Below are 17820 nucleotides of genomic sequence, written 5' to 3'. Positions count from 1 at the left end.
CATGAATGGATTCAATAAGCTGCTCATTGCAATGTCTGTATGCGGTGTCAGTAGCCTTGCACAGGCCTCCGATAGCACCTTCGTTGGCCTTGCTTACGGCAAGACCGGCATTAACATCGAGAAATCCAGTCAGCTCAAATCAAATTTGCACAATGCTCAAGCCAGCAGTGTCAACGATGGGGGAGGTACCTGGGGGCTGCGTATTGGCCAGCAGAATGAGGTGGCGCGCTACTACGCCACCTACGAGCAGACTTCTGGCAGGCGCGATGGCCTTAAACTGAGCCAGCAAAATTTACTCGGCAGCTACGATGCGTTTCTGCCGGTCACCCCCAGCACGCAGTTGTTCGGCGGTGTCACCATGGGCGTGACGAAGTTTACTCAACGCTCTCCCGGTTACAGTCGCGACTCCGACACTGGCTATGCCATCGGTGCTCAGGTAGGTGTGCTGCAGCACGTGTCGACAAACATGTCAATGGAGCTGGGGTATCGTTACTTGCGCAGCAATGCCAGCCCGGAAGTGGTTGAATATGGCACGAAATTGGGGTCGATTCAGCTCAACGGCAGTGCCCAGGGCTATCTGGCGGTCAACTACGCATTTTAAGCGGGTCAACGCGCGTCGAATTTGCCGGCCATGAGCTTGAGGTTCGGCGCGACATGACTGCTCAAGGGCATTTGTACGCAATAGCGTCAAAGCAGGTGGGCAGTCGATTCATTGTCGCCATAGTGCCGTGGGGCCGCTGCGCCGTCCGTCGTCGGCACCGCTGAAACAGATCTCAACGTTGCGGCTTGAAAATCCTCGTGAAGAACGCTTGCAGGTCTGCCACGAGCCCTTATCGGCCGACTTGTTGTAGCCACTATCCGGCCCACCATGCTCGCCATGGCTCAGCCGGTCGGCATCCGGGTTGGTAAAGCCATGCTTGGCTCCCGCAATGCTGACGAACTCATAAGTCGCCTCGGCCTTGTCCATTTCCTCCTTGAGTTTTCTACCTGCTCTGCCAGATCCCGGGCGCTTGCCATCGGCATCCTGGTAGGGGGGGGCACGGGTTTGCACCGCAGCCTGGGTCAGGTTGGCGGCGCCGATCAGGGCCAGAGCGGCAGACAATGCATGGTCGGCACCCCTGTGTGCGAGCAGATTGGCATTCGGTGCAACTGTTCAGCCGAGGTTCAGGAAGGGTTCAGCAGCGGTTCAGGACGGCGTGCGTACTCTAGCTTCCACACCAACACAGTGCATCACCTGGAGTACCACACCATGAAAAAGCTCAACACTCTGCTGCTCACCGTTGCTTTTCTTGGCGCCAGCGCCGCAGCTCAGGCCGCTGACACCACGTTTGCCGGTGTCACGTATGGCCAGACCAGCGACAAGATTAAAAAGTCCGGCATGCTCAGCAGCAACACCGACCACCTGAACACCGATGGCATCATCCGCAAGGACAGCACCTACGGCATCCGAGTCGGCCAGATGAACGACCAGGGCCGCTACTACCTTACCTACGACAACGTCTCCAACGACCACAGCGGCCTGAAAGTGCGTCAGGAAAACCTGCTGGGCAGCTACGATATGTTCTATCCGATGGGCAGCACCACCAAGCTGTTCGGTGGCGCCAGCGCCGGCCTGACCAAGATGAGCATGGAGTCCTCCGGCTACAGCCGCGACACCGACACCGGCTACGCCATCGGCCTGCAGGCCGGCGTGCTGCAACAAGTCAGCGACAATGCCTCGGTGGAACTGGGCTACCGTTACCTGCGCAGCAACGCCAGCACAGAGTTGTCCGAGCATGATGGCCCGAAAGTCGGCAGCCTGCGCCTGAACAGCAGCGCCCAGACTTACCTGTCGGCCAACTACGCATTCTAAGCCGCCTGGCGATGTCCGAACCGGTCTGCATGCGCACGACCGGTTCGCTGTTATTCTCAATCGGTCGACAACATTGACTGGCCAATCCAATGAGGGCCAGTGCGGGTCTGGAGGAGCGTATGAAACTGCTGGTGGTCGAGGATGAGGCACTCTTGCGTCATCACTTGTTCAGCCGCTTGACGGAGAGCGGGCATGTGGTCGAAGCGGTGGCGGATGCCGAGGAGGCCCTGTACCAGGCTGAGCAGTTCAACCATGACCTTGCAGTGATCGACCTGGGCTTGCCGGGCATGAGCGGGCTGGACCTGATCCGCCAGTTGCGCGGTCAGGGCAAGAGCTTCCCGATCCTGATCCTGACCGCCCGTGGCAACTGGCAGGACAAGGTCGAAGGCCTGGCCGCAGGCGCTGACGATTATGTGGTCAAACCCTTCCAGTTCGAGGAACTCGAAGCCCGCCTCAACGCCTTGCTACGACGCTCCAGCGGCTTTACCCAGTCGACCATCGCCGCAGGTCCCCTGGTGCTCGACCTCAATCGCAAGCAGGCCAGCCTCGACGAGCAGCCGGTGGCGCTTACGGCGTATGAGTACCGCATTCTCGAGTACCTGATGCGTCATCATCAGCAGGTGGTGGCCAAGGACCGGCTGATGGAACAACTGTACCCGGACGATGACGAGCGCGATCCGAATGTCATCGAGGTGCTGGTCGGTCGCCTGCGGCGCAAGCTTGAGGGCAACAACGGTTTCAAACCGATCGATACCGTGCGTGGTCTGGGTTACCTGTTTACCGAGCGTTGCCGATGATTCGTTCGTTACGCCTGCGCTTGATGCTGGCGGCTGCCGTGCTGGCGCTGCTGTTCATGCTCGGTTTGCTGCCTGCCTTGCAAAAAGCCTTCAGCCTGGCCTTGCAGGAGTCGATCGAACAGCGCCTGGCTTCGGATATCACCACGCTGATTTCCGCCGCGCGCATCGAGGACGGCAACCTGCAGATGCCGGTGCTGTTGCCCGACGAGAAATTCAACCTGCCCGACAGCCGTCTGCTCGGCTACATCTACGACCGCCAGGGCAACCTGGTGTGGCGCTCACGGGCCACGGCAGACGAGAACATCAACTACACCCCGCGCTATGACGGACGCGGCAACGAGTTCGCGCGCATTCGCCAGGATGATGGTGAGGAGTTCTTCGTTTACGACGTCGAGGTCAAGCTGCTCGGCGGCAAGAGCGCAGCCTTCAGTATCGTCGCTCTGCAGCCGCTGCGTGAGTACCAGCACACCCTCGATGGCCTGCGTGAAAAACTCTACCTGGGTTTTGGCGCGGCGTTGCTGGCGCTGCTGGTGCTGCTCTGGGCCGGTTTGACCTGGGGCCTGCGTTCGCTGCGGCAAATGAGCCGCGAGCTGGACGATGTCGAGTCCGGCGCCCGCGAGGGCCTGAGCGGCGAACACCCGCGTGAACTGCTGCGCCTGACTGACTCGCTCAACCGCCTGCTACGCAGCGAGCGTGAGCAGCGCCGGCGCTACCGTGACTCCCTGGGTGACCTGGCCCATAGTCTCAAAACCCCGTTGACCGTGCTCCAGGGCGTCAGTGAAAGCATGGCTCAGCGCCGCGAAGACCGTGAGCAGGCGCGAGTGTTGCAAAGCCAGATCGAGCGCATGAGCCAGCAGATCGACTACCAGCTGCAGCGCGCCAGCCTGCGCAAGAGCGGGCTGGTACGCCACCAGGTGCAGTTGCGGCCATTGCTCGACAGCTTGTGCAGCACCCTGGCCAAGGTCTATCGCGACAAGCATGTGCACATCAGCGTGGATGTACCGGAGCAGGCGCTGGTGCCGATGGAGCAGGGTGCCTTGCTCGAGTTGCTCGGCAACTTGCTGGAAAACGCTTATCGCCTGTGCCTGAGCCAGGTACGTGTCAGCTTGCAAGCCAGTGAAACCCAGGTGGTGCTGAGTATCGAGGACGACGGCCCTGGCGTGCCGCCCGACCAGCGGGAGCGCATCCTCCAGCGCGGCGAGCGTCTGGACCGGCAAAACCCGGGGCAGGGCATTGGTCTTGCGGTGGTCAAGGACATCATCGAAAGCTATGACGCCAGCCTGACCCTGGACGATTCGCCATTGGGCGGCGCGGCCTTTCGCATTCGCTTCGAGGTGGAGCGAAATACCTAGGCGGATTACCGCCATCATTGTCGGATTCTTTTCCGGGGCGTGCGGAAATCCGCCAACCTCGTCCCCTCAGCCTGCAACCTCGTTGTGCGGCGCAGCCCCGTAAAGCCGGGGCTTGCACCTTAAAAGCGCATTTTGGCATCGGCCTTGCTATGGACTCAGCAGAGTTCTGCCAGGCAGCTCGACACAACAAATCCCTCCAGTGCAGGAGGGTTCGCGCTTTAGGTACTGCGCATCCTGGGAAGGATGAGCCGGTACCCTTGAGGAATTAGCCATGACGACGCGTCAGCCACTGTACAAATCGCTGTATATCCAGGTGTTAGTAGCGATTACCATCGGTATCCTGCTGGGCCATTACTACCCTGAAACCGGCGTGGCCTTGAAGCCACTGGGTGACGGGTTCGTCAAACTGATCAAGATGGTCATCGCTCCGATCATCTTCTGCACCGTGGTCAGCGGCATCGCTGGCATGCAGAATATGAAATCGGTCGGCAAGACCGGTGGCTACGCGCTGCTCTACTTTGAAATCGTCTCGACTATCGCCCTGATCATCGGCCTGGTCGTGGTCAACGTGGTCAAACCTGGCGCCGGCATGCACATCGATGTCAGCACCCTGAACGCCAGCAGCGTGGCCGCCTATGCTGCCGCCGGCGCGCAGCAGACCACCGTCGGCTTCCTGCTCAACATCATCCCTAACACCGTAGTCGGTGCCTTTGCCAACGGCGACATCCTGCAAGTGCTGATGTTCTCGGTGATCTTCGGCTTCGCCCTGCATCGCCTGGGTGCCTACGGCAAGCCGCTGCTGGACCTGATCGACCGCTTCGCCCATGTCATGTTCAACATCATCAACATGATCATGAAGCTGGCGCCGGTCGGTGCCTTCGGTGCCATGGCCTTCACCATCGGCCAGTACGGCGTCGGCTCGCTGGTGCAGTTGGGCCAGTTGATGATCTGCTTCTACGTTACCTGCGTGCTGTTCATCCTGGTGGTACTTGGCGGTATCGCCCGCGCCCACGGTTTCAGCGTCCTCAAGCTGATCCGCTATATCCGTGAAGAACTGATGATCGTGCTGGGTACTTCCTCCTCGGAGTCGGCACTGCCACGCATGCTGACCAAGATGGAGCGTCTGGGGGCGAAAAAATCCGTGGTAGGCCTGGTGATCCCGACCGGCTACTCGTTCAACCTCGACGGTACCTCGATCTACCTGACCATGGCCGCTGTGTTCATCGCCCAGGCGACCGACACCACCATGGACATCACCCACCAGATCACCCTGCTGCTGGTACTGCTGGTGGCGTCCAAGGGGGCTGCAGGCGTTACCGGCAGTGGTTTCATCGTCCTCGCCGCGACCCTGTCGGCTGTTGGCCACCTGCCGGTTGCCGGCCTTGCGCTGATCCTCGGTATTGACCGCTTCATGTCCGAAGCCCGTGCCCTGACCAACCTGATCGGCAATGCCGTAGCCACCGTGGTCGTGGCCAAGTGGGTCAAGGAGCTGGACGAAGACAAGCTGCATTCCGAACTGGCTTCCGGTGGTTCGCCACTGGTCGACACCCGTCCGATGGATGATCTGGGCGTGGCTGAAGGTCCGGCGCGCTAAGGCATTCGGTAATGTAAAAAGCCCATCTTCGGATGGGCTTTTTTGTGTCTGCGCAGGTCTCATCGCGGGGCAAGCCCGCTCCTGCAGGTCCGCGATGCTTTTATTCCACCCGGGTCTCGCCGCTATACACCAGGGTATTGCGACACCGCCGGCACAGGTAGCGCCGCCCCTGGCGCACCAGGCTGTGGCGTTGGGCCGAGAACGGGAAGTCGCTGCCGGCGCAGGGGCAGCGGTAGATATAGCGGGTTACCGTGCGGCGCTTGACCGCGTAGTTGTGGCAGCGGTGCGGCGGCAGTTCATAGACCCCGCGCATGATCAGCTGCCATTCCTCGCCATGGGGCTGGATGCGCTCGCCGAACAGCTGATGGGCAACCAGGTGGGCCACCTCGTGGGGCACGGTCTGCTTGAGGAAGTCTTCGCTGTTTTCGCGGTACAGCTGCAGGTTGAAGCGCAGCAGGTTCTCATGCAGGTGTGCAACGCCGGCCTTCTGTCCGCGCAGCTTGAAGCTGACTTCAGGGCGCGGGAAGGGGCGTTTGAAAAAGCTTTCGGCTTGCTGGTAACAGGTTTCGACGCGGGATTTGAGCAGTTCGGGCATATCGGGGAACACTCCTGGTCGACAATTATGCCGCAAGCGCGGCGCGGCTGCCGAGCCACCTGTCAGCGCACAGCATCAGGCCGCCTTGCGGCGGCCTGAAGGTGTTGCACCTATGTTGCAGACGATTCTAATAGGTTGCGCTAGCTGGTGTAGACGGGCCCCACGCCCAGTCCCCAAACAATTACGGTGAAGGCCATGATGGCGACCAGCACCACCAGCCCTACCGCCAGTACTGAACTTGAGAACAGGAACCCCTCATCGGACGGAATGTTCATAAAGGTCGGCAAGCCGACATACAGCAGGTACACCGTGTAGCACACTGCTGCCGTACCGATGATCATGCCCAGCCACAGGTGCGGGTACAGGGCCGCCAGGCCGCCCACGAACAGCGGTGTTGCGGTATAGGTGGCAAAGGCAATGCAGCGTGCCAGGCTCGGGTTGGCGTCGTAGGTGCGGGCCATCCAGTGGATGAATGCGCCCATGACCGCCACGCCGCCGAGCATGGCCAGGTAGGACATGATGGTCATCCATAGCGCGCTTTCCTGGGTCAGCATGACCGGAGCGCGATCGCCGATGACCCAGCCGACCTGGGTGGTGCCGATGAACGCCGAAACCGCCGGGATCGCGGCGAGAATCAGAGTGTGGGTCAGGTACATGTGGCTGATGCTTTCTTCTTCACCGCGTATTTCTTTCCATTCCTGATCGGGATGGGTAAACAGCCCAACAACGTGATGGATCATGCCGGTCACTCCTGTCGTTGTTGCCATCGCCCCCCAGCGGAGCGCTTGCGGCCCCAAGTCTGGGCCAGAGGTTGGAGGTCACCTTTGTGTGGCCTTATGTCGCAGTATAGGAAGGCGTTCGCCGCATAAAGCCGGCTTTTTAGAGCAAATCGCGCTGTCAGGGCCGTGCTTAATCACAATGCAGTCTTTATCGGATTGGCCTACGCCCGCTGGCGGTTTAAGGGTAAAATGCTCGGCTTTTGTCACACCTCGCGGATTTCAAGCGCTATGGGCACCCTTTCGGTCAACCAGAACAAACTGCAAAAACGCCTGCGTCGTCTCGCCGGCGAAGCCATCACCGACTTCAACATGATCGAAGACGGTGACAAGGTCATGGTCTGCCTGTCCGGCGGCAAAGACAGCTACACCATGCTCGATGTTCTGCTGCACCTGCAGAAAGTGGCGCCGATCAAGTTCGACATCGTCGCGGTGAACATGGACCAGAAGCAGCCAGGCTTCCCCGAGCACGTGCTGCCGGCCTACCTGAAAGCCCTCGGCGTCGAGTATCACATCGTCGAGAAGGACACCTATTCGGTGGTCAAGGAATTGATCCCGGAAGGCAAAACCACCTGCTCGCTATGTTCGCGCCTGCGTCGCGGCACCCTGTACACCTTCGCCGACGAGATCGGCGCGACCAAGATGGCCCTGGGGCACCACCGCGACGACATCGTCGAGACCTTCTTTCTCAACATGTTCTTCAACGGCACCCTCAAGGCCATGCCACCCAAACTGCGGGCTGACGACGGGCGCAATGTGGTGATCCGTCCGCTGGCCTATTGCAGCGAGAAGGACATCCAGGCCTACTCGGACATGCGCGAATTCCCGATCATCCCGTGCAACCTCTGCGGCTCCCAGGAAAACCTGCAGCGCCAGGTGGTCAAGGACATGTTGGTGGAGTGGGAGCGCAAGACTCCAGGGCGCACCGAGAACATCTTCCGTGGCCTGCAGAACGTGGTGCCGTCGCAACTGGCTGACCGCAACCTGTTCGATTTCACCAGCCTGAAGATCGACGAGACGGCCACCCCGCGTTTTGTCGACGTACTGAACATCTGACGGCCATGCGTGACTACCAATGGCTGTATGAGTTCTGCCTGAATCGCTTCGGCTCGGCGGCGGCCCTGGAGGCCTTCCTGCCCCAGGCCAGAAGCCCCGAGCAACTGCGCGCGACCAGCGCCGACCGATACTTGTCGACCCTGGCCCTGCGCGTATTTCGCGCTGGTTTGAAACACAGCCTGGTGGACGCCAAATGGCCGGCCTTCGAGCAGGTGTTCTTCGGCTTCGACCCGGACAAGGTCGTGCTGATGGGCGCCGAGCACCTGGAGCGACTGATGCAGGACACGCGGATCATCCGCCACCTGGGCAAGCTCAAGAGCGTGCCGCGCAACGCACAGATGATCCTCGATATCGAGAAGCAACACGGCAGTTTCGGTGCGTTCATCGCCGACTGGCCGGTGACCGATATCGTCGGCCTGTGGAAGTATCTGGCCAAGCACGGCAACCAGTTGGGCGGGCTGTCGGCGCCGCGCTTCTTGCGCATGTGCGGCAAGGACACCTTCATCCCTACCGATGACATGGCTGCGGCCCTGATTGCTCAGAACATCATCGACAAGCCGCCGACCAGCCAGCGTGACCTGGCGCTGGTGCAGGACGCCTTCAACCAGTGGCATGCCGAGAGTGGGCGGCCGCTGTGCCAGCTGTCGGTGATGCTGGCGCATACCGTCAATCATTGAGTATTTATCGCGGGGCAAGCCCGCTCCCACAAGATTTCATTGAACCTGTGGGAGCGGGCTTGCCCCGCGATAAAATTACATCAACCTTCCCCCGCCATCCGCCGCTCATACTGAAAGCGCCAGCGCACGTACAGCAGCGCACTGACGAACAGCGCCAGGCTAATCGCCACTTCCAGCCAGCCGAACAGCGCCCGCGCCGGGTCGAACGCGGCCAGCACGCCCTTGATGAAGTACAGGTTGACCACAAAACAGGCCCAGGCATGAGCGCGGGCATTACCCAGCAGCATGCCCGGTAGCAGCAGCGCCAGCGGCACCAACTCGATCGCCAGGATCACCCCGACCCGTGCACCGTGCAGGTCGGCGAACAGCAGGTTGTTGAGGGTCAGCAAGGCGACCAGGCCGAAAAAGCTCGCCAGGCTCAGTGCCCGGGCCAGGCGCAAGCGTGGCATCAACCAATCGATCGAGGGCAGTACCTTGGGCTTTTTAGCCACGGCCGTTCTCCAGCAGTTTGGCCGTGCTCGCCAGGCGCTGGCCGAGGGCGCGGCACAGGGCGATCTCATCGGCATCCAGGTCGCGTTTGCCATCGGCGCCGGCATGGTGGCTGGCGCCATACGGTGTGCCGCCGCCACGGGTTTCCAGTAGCGCCGACTCGCTGTAGGGCAGGCCCATGATCAGCATGCCGTGGTGCATCAGCGGCAGCAGCATCGACAGCAGGGTCGACTCCTGGCCACCGTGCAGGCTGGCGGTGGAGGTGAATGCCGCCGCTGGCTTGCCGACCAGGCCGCCGCTCAACCACAGGCTGCTGGTGCCGTCGATGAAGTACTTGAGCGGGGCGGCCATGTTGCCAAAGCGCGTCGGGCTGCCCAGGGCCAGGCCCGAGCAATGGCGCAGGTCGTCCAGGGTGGCATACAGCGCGCCGGTTTCCGGGATGTCGGGGGCCACCGCTTCGCACTCGGTGGAGATCGCAGGTACCGTGCGGATGCGCGCTTCCAGCCCGGCCATCTCGACGCCGCGGGCAATTTGCCGGGCCATCTCGCTGGTCGAGCCGTGGCGGCTGTAGAACAGGATCAGGATATACGGCGCGCTCACGGCAGGATCTCCAGGACCTTCTCCGGTGGCCGGCCAATCACGGCTTTGTCGCCCGCGATCAGGATCGGCCGTTCGATCAGCTTGGGGTGCTGGACCATGGCGTCGATCAACTGCGCTTCGCTGAGGTTGGTGTCGGCCAGGTTGAGCGTCTTGTACTCGTCTTCACCGCTGCGCAGCAACTGGCGCGCGCTGATGTTCAGCTTGCCGAGCAAGGCCTTGAGCTCAACGGCCGTCGGCGGGGTTTCCAGGTAGCGCACCACGCTCGGGGCCAGGCCGCGAGCCTCGAGCAGTTCGAGGGCGCCACGGGATTTGGAGCAGCGTGGATTGTGATACAGGGTCAGGTCGGTCATGTTCGGGTCGCATCCAGCAGGGTGTGGCGGCTATTCTAACCGCAGCGACTTCGCATTTTGCTTGAATCTTCGAGAAGGATTGACCCATGACAAGGCGTTTGGCAGCAGCACTGGCCATCACCGCGAGCCTGTTGCTCGGCGGTTGCGGTGCAGATTACGGCCTGGACCAGCACGGTCAGGCAGTGAAAGCCGAGCAGATTGAAGGGCACTGGCTGGTGCTCAACTACTGGGCGGAATGGTGCGGCCCGTGCCGTATAGAGATTCCCGAACTCAACGCGGCTGCCAAGCAGTGGCAGGGGCAGGGCGTGCAGGTGCTGGGGGTGAACTTCGACGGCTTGCAGGGCGAAGAACTGAAAAAGGCCAGCGAAGCGCTGGGCATCGGCTTCACGGTACTGGCCAGCGATCCGGCCGAGCGTTACGAACTGCCGCGCAGCGAAGCCTTGCCGGTGACCTACATCATCGATGACAAGGGCAAGGTACGTGAGCAACTGATGGGCGAGCAGACGCTTGAGGGTTTGAACGCGAAGATCAAGGCGCTCAAGGGCGCTTGATTTCTGGTGCTTTCATCGCGGGGCATTTCAGCCTTCTTCAGGCCAGAAACGTAGCGGTTTGCCCTCGGCCGGCCAGAAGCGCACCTGCTCGATCGGCGAGATGTCCCAGCGCTGCACGGTTTCCAGGGCCTGGAGGAAGCGTTTCTCCTGCTCCATCAGTGCCGGTGCGCACAGCTTGCGGGTGCTGCCGACCTTACCGAAGGTCAGCTTGTCGCCTTCTAGCTGATAAGGCGCGAACCAATGGTTGCAGCCAGCATTGCCATAAGCGCGGCCGTCGCTGGCCAGGGTCAGGGTCAGATGGCTGTAGTCCATCAGCGGCCGCTCGCCAATCCACTCCAGCAGATAGCTGCGTTCCTGTTCCAGCTTCATTGGCTCGGCGGCGCAACCGAGCAGCGTCGTGCCGATCAGGGCCCAGAGCAACAGCGTTTTCACTGGGCCGTCTCCTTGCATTTCGGGCACAGGTGCTTGTCGGCGCGGCTGATCCAGCCCAGGTCGGCGATGCGTGCGCTGGCGGCCGGCTGTTGAGCCTTTTTGCCCAGCTTGGCGTCGACCGCGAACTCGAAGTTCAGGCTCGCCTGGCAGCTGTCGCAGTTGACCTCCCAGGTGTGGATCGCCAGTTCGCCGAATACCGGGCCGCTGGCCACTGCGACCCATTGGCCGGTCGGGTTGATCAGGTGGCGCACGGACTCCACCGTCAGGCGCATGGACAAATCCTTGCTGCCCTTGAGGGTCACCAGCAGAACGTCGCTCTTCTGGATCGAGCCACCGTTGCCGGTCACTTGATAACGGCCCGGCACCAGGGCGCGGCACTCGATCAGGGTGTGTTGCGGATTAAACAAGGTGTAGCGGAAATCGTGTTCGACCATGGGTCCTCCAAATCTGCCGCGTATCCTAGCATCAACCTTCGACCAAGTTCTGCGCATTGCCTGCCGCCCAGCGGGTAATGTTGTCCAGGGTGGTGGCGGCAATGGCGGCCAGCGCTTCGCGGGTGAGGAAGGCCTGGTGGGCGGTGACGATGACGTTGGGGAAGGTCAGCAACCGCGCCAGCACGTCGTCCTGCAAGGGCTGGTCGGAGCGGTCCTCGAAGAACAGCTGGGCTTCCTCCTCGTAGACATCCAGCCCCAGGTAGCCGAGCTGGCCGCTTTTCAGGGCCTCGATCAGCGCCGGGGTGTCGACCAGGGCGCCACGTCCGGTATTGATCAGCATCGCCCCGGGGGTAAGGTCGGCCAGGGTCCGGGCATTGATCAGGTGACGGGTAGCGTCGTTCAACGGGCAATGCAGGCTGATGACCTGGGCCTGGCGCAGTAGCTGCGGCAGGCTCAGGTAACGCGCGCCCAAGGCCAGCAATTCGGGGTTGGGGTAGGGGTCATAGGCCAGCAGTTGGCAACCGAAACCGGCCATGATCCGGGCGAACGCCGCGCCGATCTGCCCGGTGCCGACCACGCCAACGGTCTTGCCGTACAGGTCGAAGCCGGTCAGCCCGTGCAGGGTGAAGTCGCCTTCGCGGGTGCGGTTGTAGGCCCGGTGCAGGCGTCGGTTGAGCGCCAGAATCAGCGCCACTGCATGTTCGGCCACAGCATGGGGCGAGTAGGCGGGTACCCGCACCACGGCCAGGCCCAGGCGTTTGGCTGCAGCCAGGTCGACATGGTTGTAGCCGGCCGAGCGCAGGGCAATCAGGCGTGTGCCGGCGGCCGCCAGGCATTGCAGCACGCTAGCGCCGAGATCGTCGTTGATGAAGGCGCAGACCACTTCATGGCCAGCGGCCAACGCTGCGGTGTCTTCAGTCAGGCGCGCGGGCTGGAAGTGCAGCTCAAGCCCTGGCGCGGCAGTGGCCTGGGTGAAACTGTCCTGGTCGTAGGTCTGGCTGCTGAAAAACAATACGCGCATAGGATCGTCCTGAAAGCTTTGCCTGAAAGTTTAACCAATGGGCAAGGATCTAGCCTTGCTTCAAGTCAGCCAGGGCTCAGGCGCTCATGCGCGCCTGGGCCGTCAGCCGGGTGATGGCCCGATCCAGTTCGTCCAGGGCTTGCGGCGCCTGTGGGTCATCCTGCTTGAGCAAGGTTTCACTGCGTTGGCAGGCGGCGCGCAACTGGGGCACCCCGCAGTAGCGCGAGGCGCCATTGAGCCGGTGCACGCGCTCGATCATGGCATTGCGGTCGGCGGCCTCGCGGGCTACCCGGATTGCCTCGCGGTCGGACTCCAGCGAAGCCAGCAGCATGGCCAGCATGTCGGCGGCCAGGTCCGGTTTGCCAGCGGCCAGGCGCAGGCCTTCTTCGGGGTCCAGCACCTTGAGTTCAATGCTCTCGGGCGCTCGCTCCAGTGGCCGCTCCGGGCGCGGTGCGCCGAGGGCCAGGCCGGTCCACTTGAGTACCACCTGGGCCAGTTGGCGTTCGCTGATCGGTTTGGTCAGGTAGTCGTCCATGCCACTGTGCAGCAAGGCCCGTTTTTCGTTGGCCATGGCGTGGGCGGTCAGGGCAACGATCGGCAAGGCTGCGCCGCTCTGGCTGGTTTCCCAGCGGCGAATCTGCTCGGTACATTCGCGCCCGTCCATGCCAGGCATCTGCACGTCCATCAGCACCAGGTCAAAGCGCTCGTCCTGCACGGCTTGAACGGCCGCATAACCGCTGTCGACCGCTAGCACTTCGGCCCCCAGGTCCTCCAGCAGCGTCTGCACCAGCAGTAGATTGGCCGGGTTGTCATCGACGCACAGCACTTTGGGCAAGGGCTGGTCGGACACCGGTTTGCTGTCGCTGCCCGGGCGCCGTGGCTGGACCATCTCGACCAGTGCCCGGCGCAGCTTGCGGGTGCAGGCGGGTTTGGCCTGCAACTGGCTGTGGCCATTGGGCAGGTAAGGGTGGTACAGCGCCTGTTCGGTGGTCGGGCAGAGGACCAGCGGCTGGCAGGCGAGGCGTTCCAGTTGCTGGATGTACTGGCCCAGGCGTTCGGGCGAGAGGTCGTCGAGGCTTATCCCCAGCACCGCCAGCTCGAAGGGTTGCCCGGCCAGGATGGCGGCTTCGACCGCCTGCAGCAGTTGGTCCAGGGTGCTGAACAGGCTGACGCTCAGACCGCAGTCCTCCAGTTGATGCTCCAGTGCCTGACGCGCCAGCTCATGGCTGTCGACAATGGCCACCCGGCGCCCGACCAAGGGCTGCAGTGGCAGGTCTTCGGCGTCGTCACGGGCCTTGGGCAGGCTCAGGCTGATCCAGAACTGCGAACCTTCGCCTGGCGTGCTGTCAACGCCGATCTCGCCGCCCATCTGTTCGATCAGACGCTTGGAGATCACCAGGCCCAGGCCTGTGCCGCCGGGTTGGCGCGACAGCGAGTTATCAGCCTGGCTGAAAGCCTGGAACAGCGCGCGCACGTCCTGGGTGGACAAGCCGATGCCGGTGTCCTGGACGCTGATGCGCAACTGCACGCTGTCTTCGCGTTCTTCTTCGAGCATGGCGCGGGCGACGATGGTGCCTTCGCGGGTGAACTTGATGGCATTGCTCACCAGATTGGTGAGTATCTGCTTGAGTCGCAGCGGATCGCCGACCAGCGACAGCGGCGTGTCGCGATACACCAGGCTGACCAGTTCCAGCTGTTTGGCGTGGGCGGCCGGGGCGAGGATGGTCAGGGTGTCCTGAATCAGGTCGCGCAGATTGAACGGGATGCTGTCGAGCACCAGTTTTCCGGCCTCGATCTTGGAGAAGTCGAGGATCTCGTTGATGATCCCCAGCAAGCTGCCGGCGGATTTCTCGATGGTGCCCAGGTAGTCGAGCTGGCGCGGGGTCAGTTCGCTCTTCTGCAACAAATGGGTGAAACCGAGGATGCCATTGAGCGGGGTACGGATCTCATGGCTCATGTTGGCGAGGAACTCGGACTTGATCCGGCTGGCTTCCAGAGCCTCCTTGCGCGCCATGTCCAGCTCGATGTTCTGGATCTCGATGGTTTCCAGGTTCTGGCGCACATCTTCGGTGGCCTGGTCGATGCTGTGCTGCAGTTCCTCATGGGCGTTGTGCAGGGTTTCGGCCATGCGGTTGATTCCCGCGGCCAGTTCATCGAGCTCGTAGCTGCCCATGGCCGGCAGGCGTTCCTCGAGATTGCCATCTTTCAACTGGTTGACCGCATATTTGATCTGGCCGATCGGGCCATTTATCGTGCGGCTCATGCGCATGGCCAGCAGGGCGGTGGCGGCCAGACCCACAAGGATCAACAGCAGGCTGGTGAACAGGCTGCGGTAGCCGCGCAGCAGGGTGCCGTCGTGGGACAGTTCGATTTCCACCCAGCCGAGCAGGCGGTCGGCTTCGCCGGGGATCAGTTCGCCGGCCAGGTCGCGGTGGCGGCCGAAAACCGGCAACAGATAGCGGGTGGCGTCATTACCGGTGCGCTGCAGCAATTGCGTGCCACCACCGGTGGGCGCCTGGTTGAGCATGCTCGGGCCGGCATGGGCCAGGGCATTGCGATCGGGGCCGAGGAAAGCTACTGCGCGTACGTCGGATTGTTCCAGGGCCTGGGCGGCGATGCGTTCCAGTTGCGCCGGGTCGTGCCGCGCCAAGGCTGGTGCCACCAGCGGTGCCAGTTGCTCGGCAATCATCTTGCCGCGTTGCAGCAGTTGGGTCTGCAGCTCGTTCTGCTGCAGCCAGGTGAAATAGCCGCCCAGCACCAGCGCCATCAGGCCGGCCGGCAACAAGGCGAGCAACAGCACGCGGCTTCTGATCCCCAATCTATTCAGCACGCCACTCTCCTGTGCCCGGTAAGCGCTGTAAGCCCCCGTCAGCTCCTGCTGACGGACCAAGTCGGAAAAGTACCGCGCCTACTCGCGTAATGCACTCATTTGTATCTGCTTTTGTCGATTACCCGGTTCACCCCGGGCTTTGGTCGTGCGCTGGTTGCCTGTATTCGGTGAATGCCCAATAATCGCGTGATTGAGAATTGCTAGCATCGGCCAATGACTCCTGTATCCATTAGCACCTCCAACATCCTCGCCATCGAGGACGATCCGGTCCTCGGTGCCTACCTGCGTGAAGAACTGCAGCGCGGCGGCTGCAAGGTCACCTGGTGCCAGAATGGCCGCGACGGCCTGCAGGTTGCGCAAAACAGCTGCTTCGATGTGGTGCTGATGGACATCCTGCTGCCTGGCCTGGGCGGCCTGGAGGTGCTCGCGCAGCTGCGCCAGAGCAGGTCGACGCCGGTGATCCTGATGTCGGCCCTGGGCGCCGAGGCTGACCGTATCAGCGGGTTCCAGCGCGGCGCCGACGACTATTTGCCCAAACCGTTCAGCATGGTCGAGCTGCAAGTACGCATTGAAGCGATCCTGCGGCGGGTGGCACTGGAACGGCGCCATCAGCAACCCAACCCAGTGTTGCCCAGCCAGTTGCGCTTCGATGAAGAGGCCAATGATGTGTGTTACGCCGAGCAGTGGGCGGGCCTGACCCTGAGCGAGTACCGCCTGCTCGACACCCTGCAGCGCAGTGATGAAGAAGTGTTGAGCAAGGCCTTCCTCTACCAACAGGTGTTGCAGCGCGGTTATTCCCGCCATGACCGCAGCCTGGACATGCACGTCAGCCAGATCCGCCGCAAGCTCAAGGCCATCGGCTATCTGGAGCGCGAAGTGCGGACAGTGTGGGGCAAGGGTTATGTGCTCAGCAGCGCTGAGGTCAGCTGAAAATGCCCAACCGTCATTCGTTGTTCTGGAAACTGGCCATCCTGCTGGTGGGCTTCTGCCTGTTGATGATCGGCCTGAGCTGGACCTGGGGCCGGCACATGGACACGCAGAATGCCTTCCTCTCCGAGCAGGCCAAAAGCACGTTGCAAGCCTATGCCGGTGAAGCCGAGCAGGCCTGGTTGCAAGGCGGCCAGGCCGGTATCGACGCCTGGTTGAATGGGGTGCGCCAGAAAGAATCCGGTTGGGTCGGGGTGGTCGGCCCGGACCTGCAGTCCTTGAGCGGCACGCCACTGAACGAGGCGCAAAGCCGGCGCCTGACTTTTTTGCGCGGCATCGACTGGCCGGTGAGCCCACGTACGATCGGCATGCCGTGGATGCGCCTGCCGTTCCCGCAGCAACCACAACTGGGCACCCTGGTCATGGAACTGCCGCAGCGCCTGGCGCCGGGGCAGTACCGGGTACTGTGGCGGGTAGTGACCAATGGCATCATTCCGGGGCTGTTTACCTTGCTGCTGTGTGTCGGCCTCTATCGCATGCTGATCGTGCCGTTGATCCAGCTGCGCGAGCAGGCCAATGCCTGGCGCGCTGACCAGCTCTCGGCACGGGTCTCCAGCAGCACCACCAGCCGCCAGGACGAACTGGGTGAGCTAGGCCGCGCCTTCGATGACATGGCCGAACGCCTGCAGGGCACCGTGGCCCTGCAGCAACAGTTGTTGCGCGACCTCTCCCATGAGCTGCGCACGCCGTTGAGCCGCTTGCGCGTGGCGTGCGACAGTGAGGCTGATACCGAGCAACTGCGCGAACGCCTGGGCCGGGAGATCGATTGCATGCAGCGTCTGGTCGAGGACGCGCTGCAATTGGCCTGGCTCGACACCGAGCGGGCGCCCCTGAGCAAGGAACCGATCCAGGTTCAGGCCCTGTGGGAGATGCTGGCCGAAGATGCCTGCTATGAAAGTGCCTGGCAGCCCGCGCAGTTGAATTGCGTGCTGGACGCCTCCTGTTGGGTGCAGGGCAACCTCAACAGCTTGGCCCAGGCCCTGGAGAACATCTTGCGCAATGCCATCCGTCATTCGCCAGCCGGTGGCGTGATCCGCCTGGATGGGCGGCGCCAGGGCGATGACTGGTTGATCTGGCTGGAAGACCAGGGCGGCGGGGTGGCTGAAGCTGAGCTTGAGCGAATCTTTGCTCCCTTCACCCGCCTTGACGGGTCGCGGCCGGGAGACGGTGGTTTCGGCCTGGGCCTGAGCATTGCCCGCAATGCCATCGTCCGCCAGGGCGGGCGGTTATGGGCGCAGAACACTGGTCATGGCCTGCGGCTGAATATGGTCCTGAGTGCATGCTCACCTAACGTAGGAGCGGGCTTGCCCCGCGATAGGGTCGGAACATCCACCCCCAATCCTTGCTTATAGCTTGTGGCTATAAGCCCAACACATTGCGTGATATGGGCAAATCCCGTTTGCCGGTATGATAGGCGCCCCCGCAGT

The 17820-nt window shown here is 62.3% G+C and carries 19 protein-coding genes and 1 pseudogene; 10 read left to right on the top strand and 10 right to left on the bottom strand.

Annotated elements, in window-relative coordinates:
- The first annotated feature begins 1 nt into the window (after position 1).
- The gene (locus tag EXN22_RS21070) at positions 2–601 is read left to right on the top strand and encodes a porin family protein (protein WP_130265880.1); all 600 of its coding nucleotides are present in this window, start codon (positions 2–4) and stop codon (positions 599–601) included.
- Between the two features lie 172 nt (positions 602–773).
- On the opposite strand, the pseudogene EXN22_RS21065 reads toward EXN22_RS21070, so the two are convergent.
- Positions 774–976, bottom strand: a pseudogene (locus tag EXN22_RS21065) (dienelactone hydrolase family protein); the annotation flags it as partial.
- Between the two features lie 273 nt (positions 977–1249).
- On the opposite strand from EXN22_RS21065, the gene EXN22_RS21060 reads away from it, so the two are divergent.
- The 4 genes from EXN22_RS21060 to EXN22_RS21045 all read left to right on the top strand — a co-directional run bounded on the left by EXN22_RS21060 (position 1250) and on the right by EXN22_RS21045 (position 5595).
- Complete coding sequence (locus EXN22_RS21060) at positions 1250–1852, top strand: outer membrane protein (RefSeq protein WP_130265879.1); 603 nt, start codon at positions 1250–1252, stop codon at positions 1850–1852.
- Positions 1853–1971: 119 nt separating this feature from the next.
- Entirely contained in the window at positions 1972–2649 is a 678-nt protein-coding gene (locus tag EXN22_RS21055; protein ID WP_130265878.1) for a response regulator, read from the top strand.
- Positions 2646–4001, top strand: a complete 1356-nt coding sequence (locus tag EXN22_RS21050) for an ATP-binding protein (RefSeq protein ID WP_130265877.1) — start codon at positions 2646–2648, stop codon at positions 3999–4001. Before EXN22_RS21055 ends, EXN22_RS21050 begins: the two co-directional genes overlap by 4 nt.
- Positions 4002–4272: 271 nt before the next feature.
- Positions 4273–5595, top strand: a complete 1323-nt coding sequence (locus EXN22_RS21045) for a dicarboxylate/amino acid:cation symporter (RefSeq protein WP_130265876.1) — start codon at positions 4273–4275, stop codon at positions 5593–5595.
- Between the two features lie 100 nt (positions 5596–5695).
- On the opposite strand, the gene EXN22_RS21040 is transcribed toward EXN22_RS21045, so the two are convergent.
- The gene (locus EXN22_RS21040) at positions 5696–6190 is read right to left on the bottom strand and encodes a SprT family zinc-dependent metalloprotease (RefSeq protein ID WP_130265875.1); all 495 of its coding nucleotides are present in this window, start codon (positions 6188–6190) and stop codon (positions 5696–5698) included.
- A gap of 140 nt (positions 6191–6330) precedes the next feature.
- The gene (locus EXN22_RS21035) at positions 6331–6930 is read right to left on the bottom strand and encodes a Yip1 family protein (protein WP_130265874.1); all 600 of its coding nucleotides are present in this window, start codon (positions 6928–6930) and stop codon (positions 6331–6333) included.
- 267 nt (positions 6931–7197) lie between these two features.
- On the opposite strand from EXN22_RS21035, the gene ttcA reads away from it, so the two are divergent.
- Positions 7198–8022: a tRNA 2-thiocytidine(32) synthetase TtcA gene (ttcA, locus tag EXN22_RS21030; RefSeq protein WP_130265873.1), complete on the top strand. Its 825-nt coding sequence runs from the start codon at positions 7198–7200 to the stop codon at positions 8020–8022.
- Between the two features lie 5 nt (positions 8023–8027).
- On the top strand, positions 8028–8699 hold the full coding sequence (locus tag EXN22_RS21025) for a DNA-3-methyladenine glycosylase I (RefSeq protein WP_130265872.1): 672 nt from the start codon (positions 8028–8030) through the stop codon (positions 8697–8699).
- An 80-nt stretch (positions 8700–8779) separates the two neighbouring features.
- On the opposite strand, the gene EXN22_RS21020 is transcribed toward EXN22_RS21025, so the two are convergent.
- Genes EXN22_RS21020 through arsC form a run of 3 tightly spaced genes read right to left on the bottom strand, consistent with a single transcriptional unit; the run spans position 8780 to position 10138 of the window.
- A complete protein-coding gene (locus EXN22_RS21020) occupies positions 8780–9190 on the bottom strand; it encodes a DUF2069 domain-containing protein (protein ID WP_130265871.1) in 411 nt (136 codons plus the stop codon).
- Positions 9183–9788: an NAD(P)H:quinone oxidoreductase gene (gene wrbA / locus EXN22_RS21015; protein WP_010220380.1), complete on the bottom strand. Its 606-nt coding sequence runs from the start codon at positions 9786–9788 to the stop codon at positions 9183–9185. The genes EXN22_RS21020 and wrbA overlap by 8 nt, the downstream gene beginning before the upstream one ends.
- Positions 9785–10138 (bottom strand): arsenate reductase (glutaredoxin), encoded by a 354-nt coding sequence (gene arsC / locus EXN22_RS21010; protein WP_130265870.1) that lies wholly within the window; start codon positions 10136–10138, stop codon positions 9785–9787. The genes wrbA and arsC overlap by 4 nt, the downstream gene beginning before the upstream one ends.
- Positions 10139–10224: 86 nt before the next feature.
- On the opposite strand from arsC, the gene EXN22_RS21005 reads away from it, so the two are divergent.
- The gene (locus EXN22_RS21005; RefSeq protein ID WP_130265869.1) at positions 10225–10689 is read left to right on the top strand and encodes a TlpA disulfide reductase family protein; all 465 of its coding nucleotides are present in this window, start codon (positions 10225–10227) and stop codon (positions 10687–10689) included.
- A 27-nt stretch (positions 10690–10716) separates the two neighbouring features.
- Here EXN22_RS21005 and EXN22_RS21000 read toward each other — a convergent pair whose 3' ends face one another.
- The 4 genes from EXN22_RS21000 to EXN22_RS20985 all read right to left on the bottom strand — a co-directional run bounded on the left by EXN22_RS21000 (position 10717) and on the right by EXN22_RS20985 (position 15406).
- Positions 10717–11121 (bottom strand): META domain-containing protein, encoded by a 405-nt coding sequence (locus tag EXN22_RS21000; RefSeq protein WP_130265868.1) that lies wholly within the window; start codon positions 11119–11121, stop codon positions 10717–10719.
- Positions 11118–11555 carry a hypothetical protein gene (locus EXN22_RS20995; protein ID WP_130265867.1) on the bottom strand — a complete coding sequence of 146 codons (438 nt, stop codon included), beginning with the start codon at positions 11553–11555 and terminating at the stop codon, positions 11118–11120. The genes EXN22_RS21000 and EXN22_RS20995 overlap by 4 nt, the downstream gene beginning before the upstream one ends.
- Before the next feature lie 31 nt (positions 11556–11586).
- The gene (locus EXN22_RS20990) at positions 11587–12576 is read right to left on the bottom strand and encodes a 2-hydroxyacid dehydrogenase (RefSeq protein ID WP_130265866.1); all 990 of its coding nucleotides are present in this window, start codon (positions 12574–12576) and stop codon (positions 11587–11589) included.
- A 76-nt stretch (positions 12577–12652) separates the two neighbouring features.
- Complete coding sequence (locus tag EXN22_RS20985) at positions 12653–15406, bottom strand: response regulator (protein WP_130265865.1); 2754 nt, start codon at positions 15404–15406, stop codon at positions 12653–12655.
- A gap of 213 nt (positions 15407–15619) precedes the next feature.
- Between EXN22_RS20985 and EXN22_RS20980 the strand changes: the two genes are divergently transcribed.
- A complete protein-coding gene (locus tag EXN22_RS20980; protein ID WP_130265864.1) occupies positions 15620–16336 on the top strand; it encodes a response regulator transcription factor in 717 nt (238 codons plus the stop codon).
- 2 nt (positions 16337–16338) lie between these two features.
- Entirely contained in the window at positions 16339–17745 is a 1407-nt protein-coding gene (locus EXN22_RS20975; RefSeq protein ID WP_233281658.1) for a sensor histidine kinase, read from the top strand.
- The last annotated feature ends 75 nt before the right edge of the window (positions 17746–17820 follow it).

Source organism: Pseudomonas tructae, from assembly GCF_004214895.1.
In the GTDB taxonomy this organism is placed as follows: domain Bacteria; phylum Pseudomonadota; class Gammaproteobacteria; order Pseudomonadales; family Pseudomonadaceae; genus Aquipseudomonas; species Aquipseudomonas tructae.
This window is presented reverse-complemented; position numbering and strand designations above follow the sequence as displayed.

Bases quoted from the DNA above. Each gene is read 5' to 3' on its own strand.
- EXN22_RS21070 (WP_130265880.1), top strand. From the start codon at position 2: ATGAATGGATTCAATAAGCTGCTCATTGCAATGTCTGTATGCGGTGTC.
- EXN22_RS21060 (WP_130265879.1), top strand. From the start codon at position 1,250: ATGAAAAAGCTCAACACTCTGCTGCTCACCGTTGCTTTTCTTGGCGCC.
- EXN22_RS21055 (WP_130265878.1), top strand. From the start codon at position 1,972: ATGAAACTGCTGGTGGTCGAGGATGAGGCACTCTTGCGTCATCACTTG.
- EXN22_RS21050 (WP_130265877.1), top strand. From the start codon at position 2,646: ATGATTCGTTCGTTACGCCTGCGCTTGATGCTGGCGGCTGCCGTGCTG.
- EXN22_RS21045 (WP_130265876.1), top strand. From the start codon at position 4,273: ATGACGACGCGTCAGCCACTGTACAAATCGCTGTATATCCAGGTGTTA.
- EXN22_RS21040 (WP_130265875.1), bottom strand. From the start codon at position 6,190: ATGCCCGAACTGCTCAAATCCCGCGTCGAAACCTGTTACCAGCAAGCC.
- EXN22_RS21035 (WP_130265874.1), bottom strand. From the start codon at position 6,930: ATGATCCATCACGTTGTTGGGCTGTTTACCCATCCCGATCAGGAATGG.
- ttcA (WP_130265873.1), top strand. From the start codon at position 7,198: ATGGGCACCCTTTCGGTCAACCAGAACAAACTGCAAAAACGCCTGCGT.
- EXN22_RS21025 (WP_130265872.1), top strand. From the start codon at position 8,028: ATGCGTGACTACCAATGGCTGTATGAGTTCTGCCTGAATCGCTTCGGC.
- arsC (WP_130265870.1), bottom strand. From the start codon at position 10,138: ATGACCGACCTGACCCTGTATCACAATCCACGCTGCTCCAAATCCCGT.
- EXN22_RS21005 (WP_130265869.1), top strand. From the start codon at position 10,225: ATGACAAGGCGTTTGGCAGCAGCACTGGCCATCACCGCGAGCCTGTTG.
- EXN22_RS20995 (WP_130265867.1), bottom strand. From the start codon at position 11,555: ATGGTCGAACACGATTTCCGCTACACCTTGTTTAATCCGCAACACACC.
- EXN22_RS20990 (WP_130265866.1), bottom strand. From the start codon at position 12,576: ATGCGCGTATTGTTTTTCAGCAGCCAGACCTACGACCAGGACAGTTTC.
- EXN22_RS20980 (WP_130265864.1), top strand. From the start codon at position 15,620: ATGACTCCTGTATCCATTAGCACCTCCAACATCCTCGCCATCGAGGAC.
- EXN22_RS20975 (WP_233281658.1), top strand. From the start codon at position 16,339: ATGCCCAACCGTCATTCGTTGTTCTGGAAACTGGCCATCCTGCTGGTG.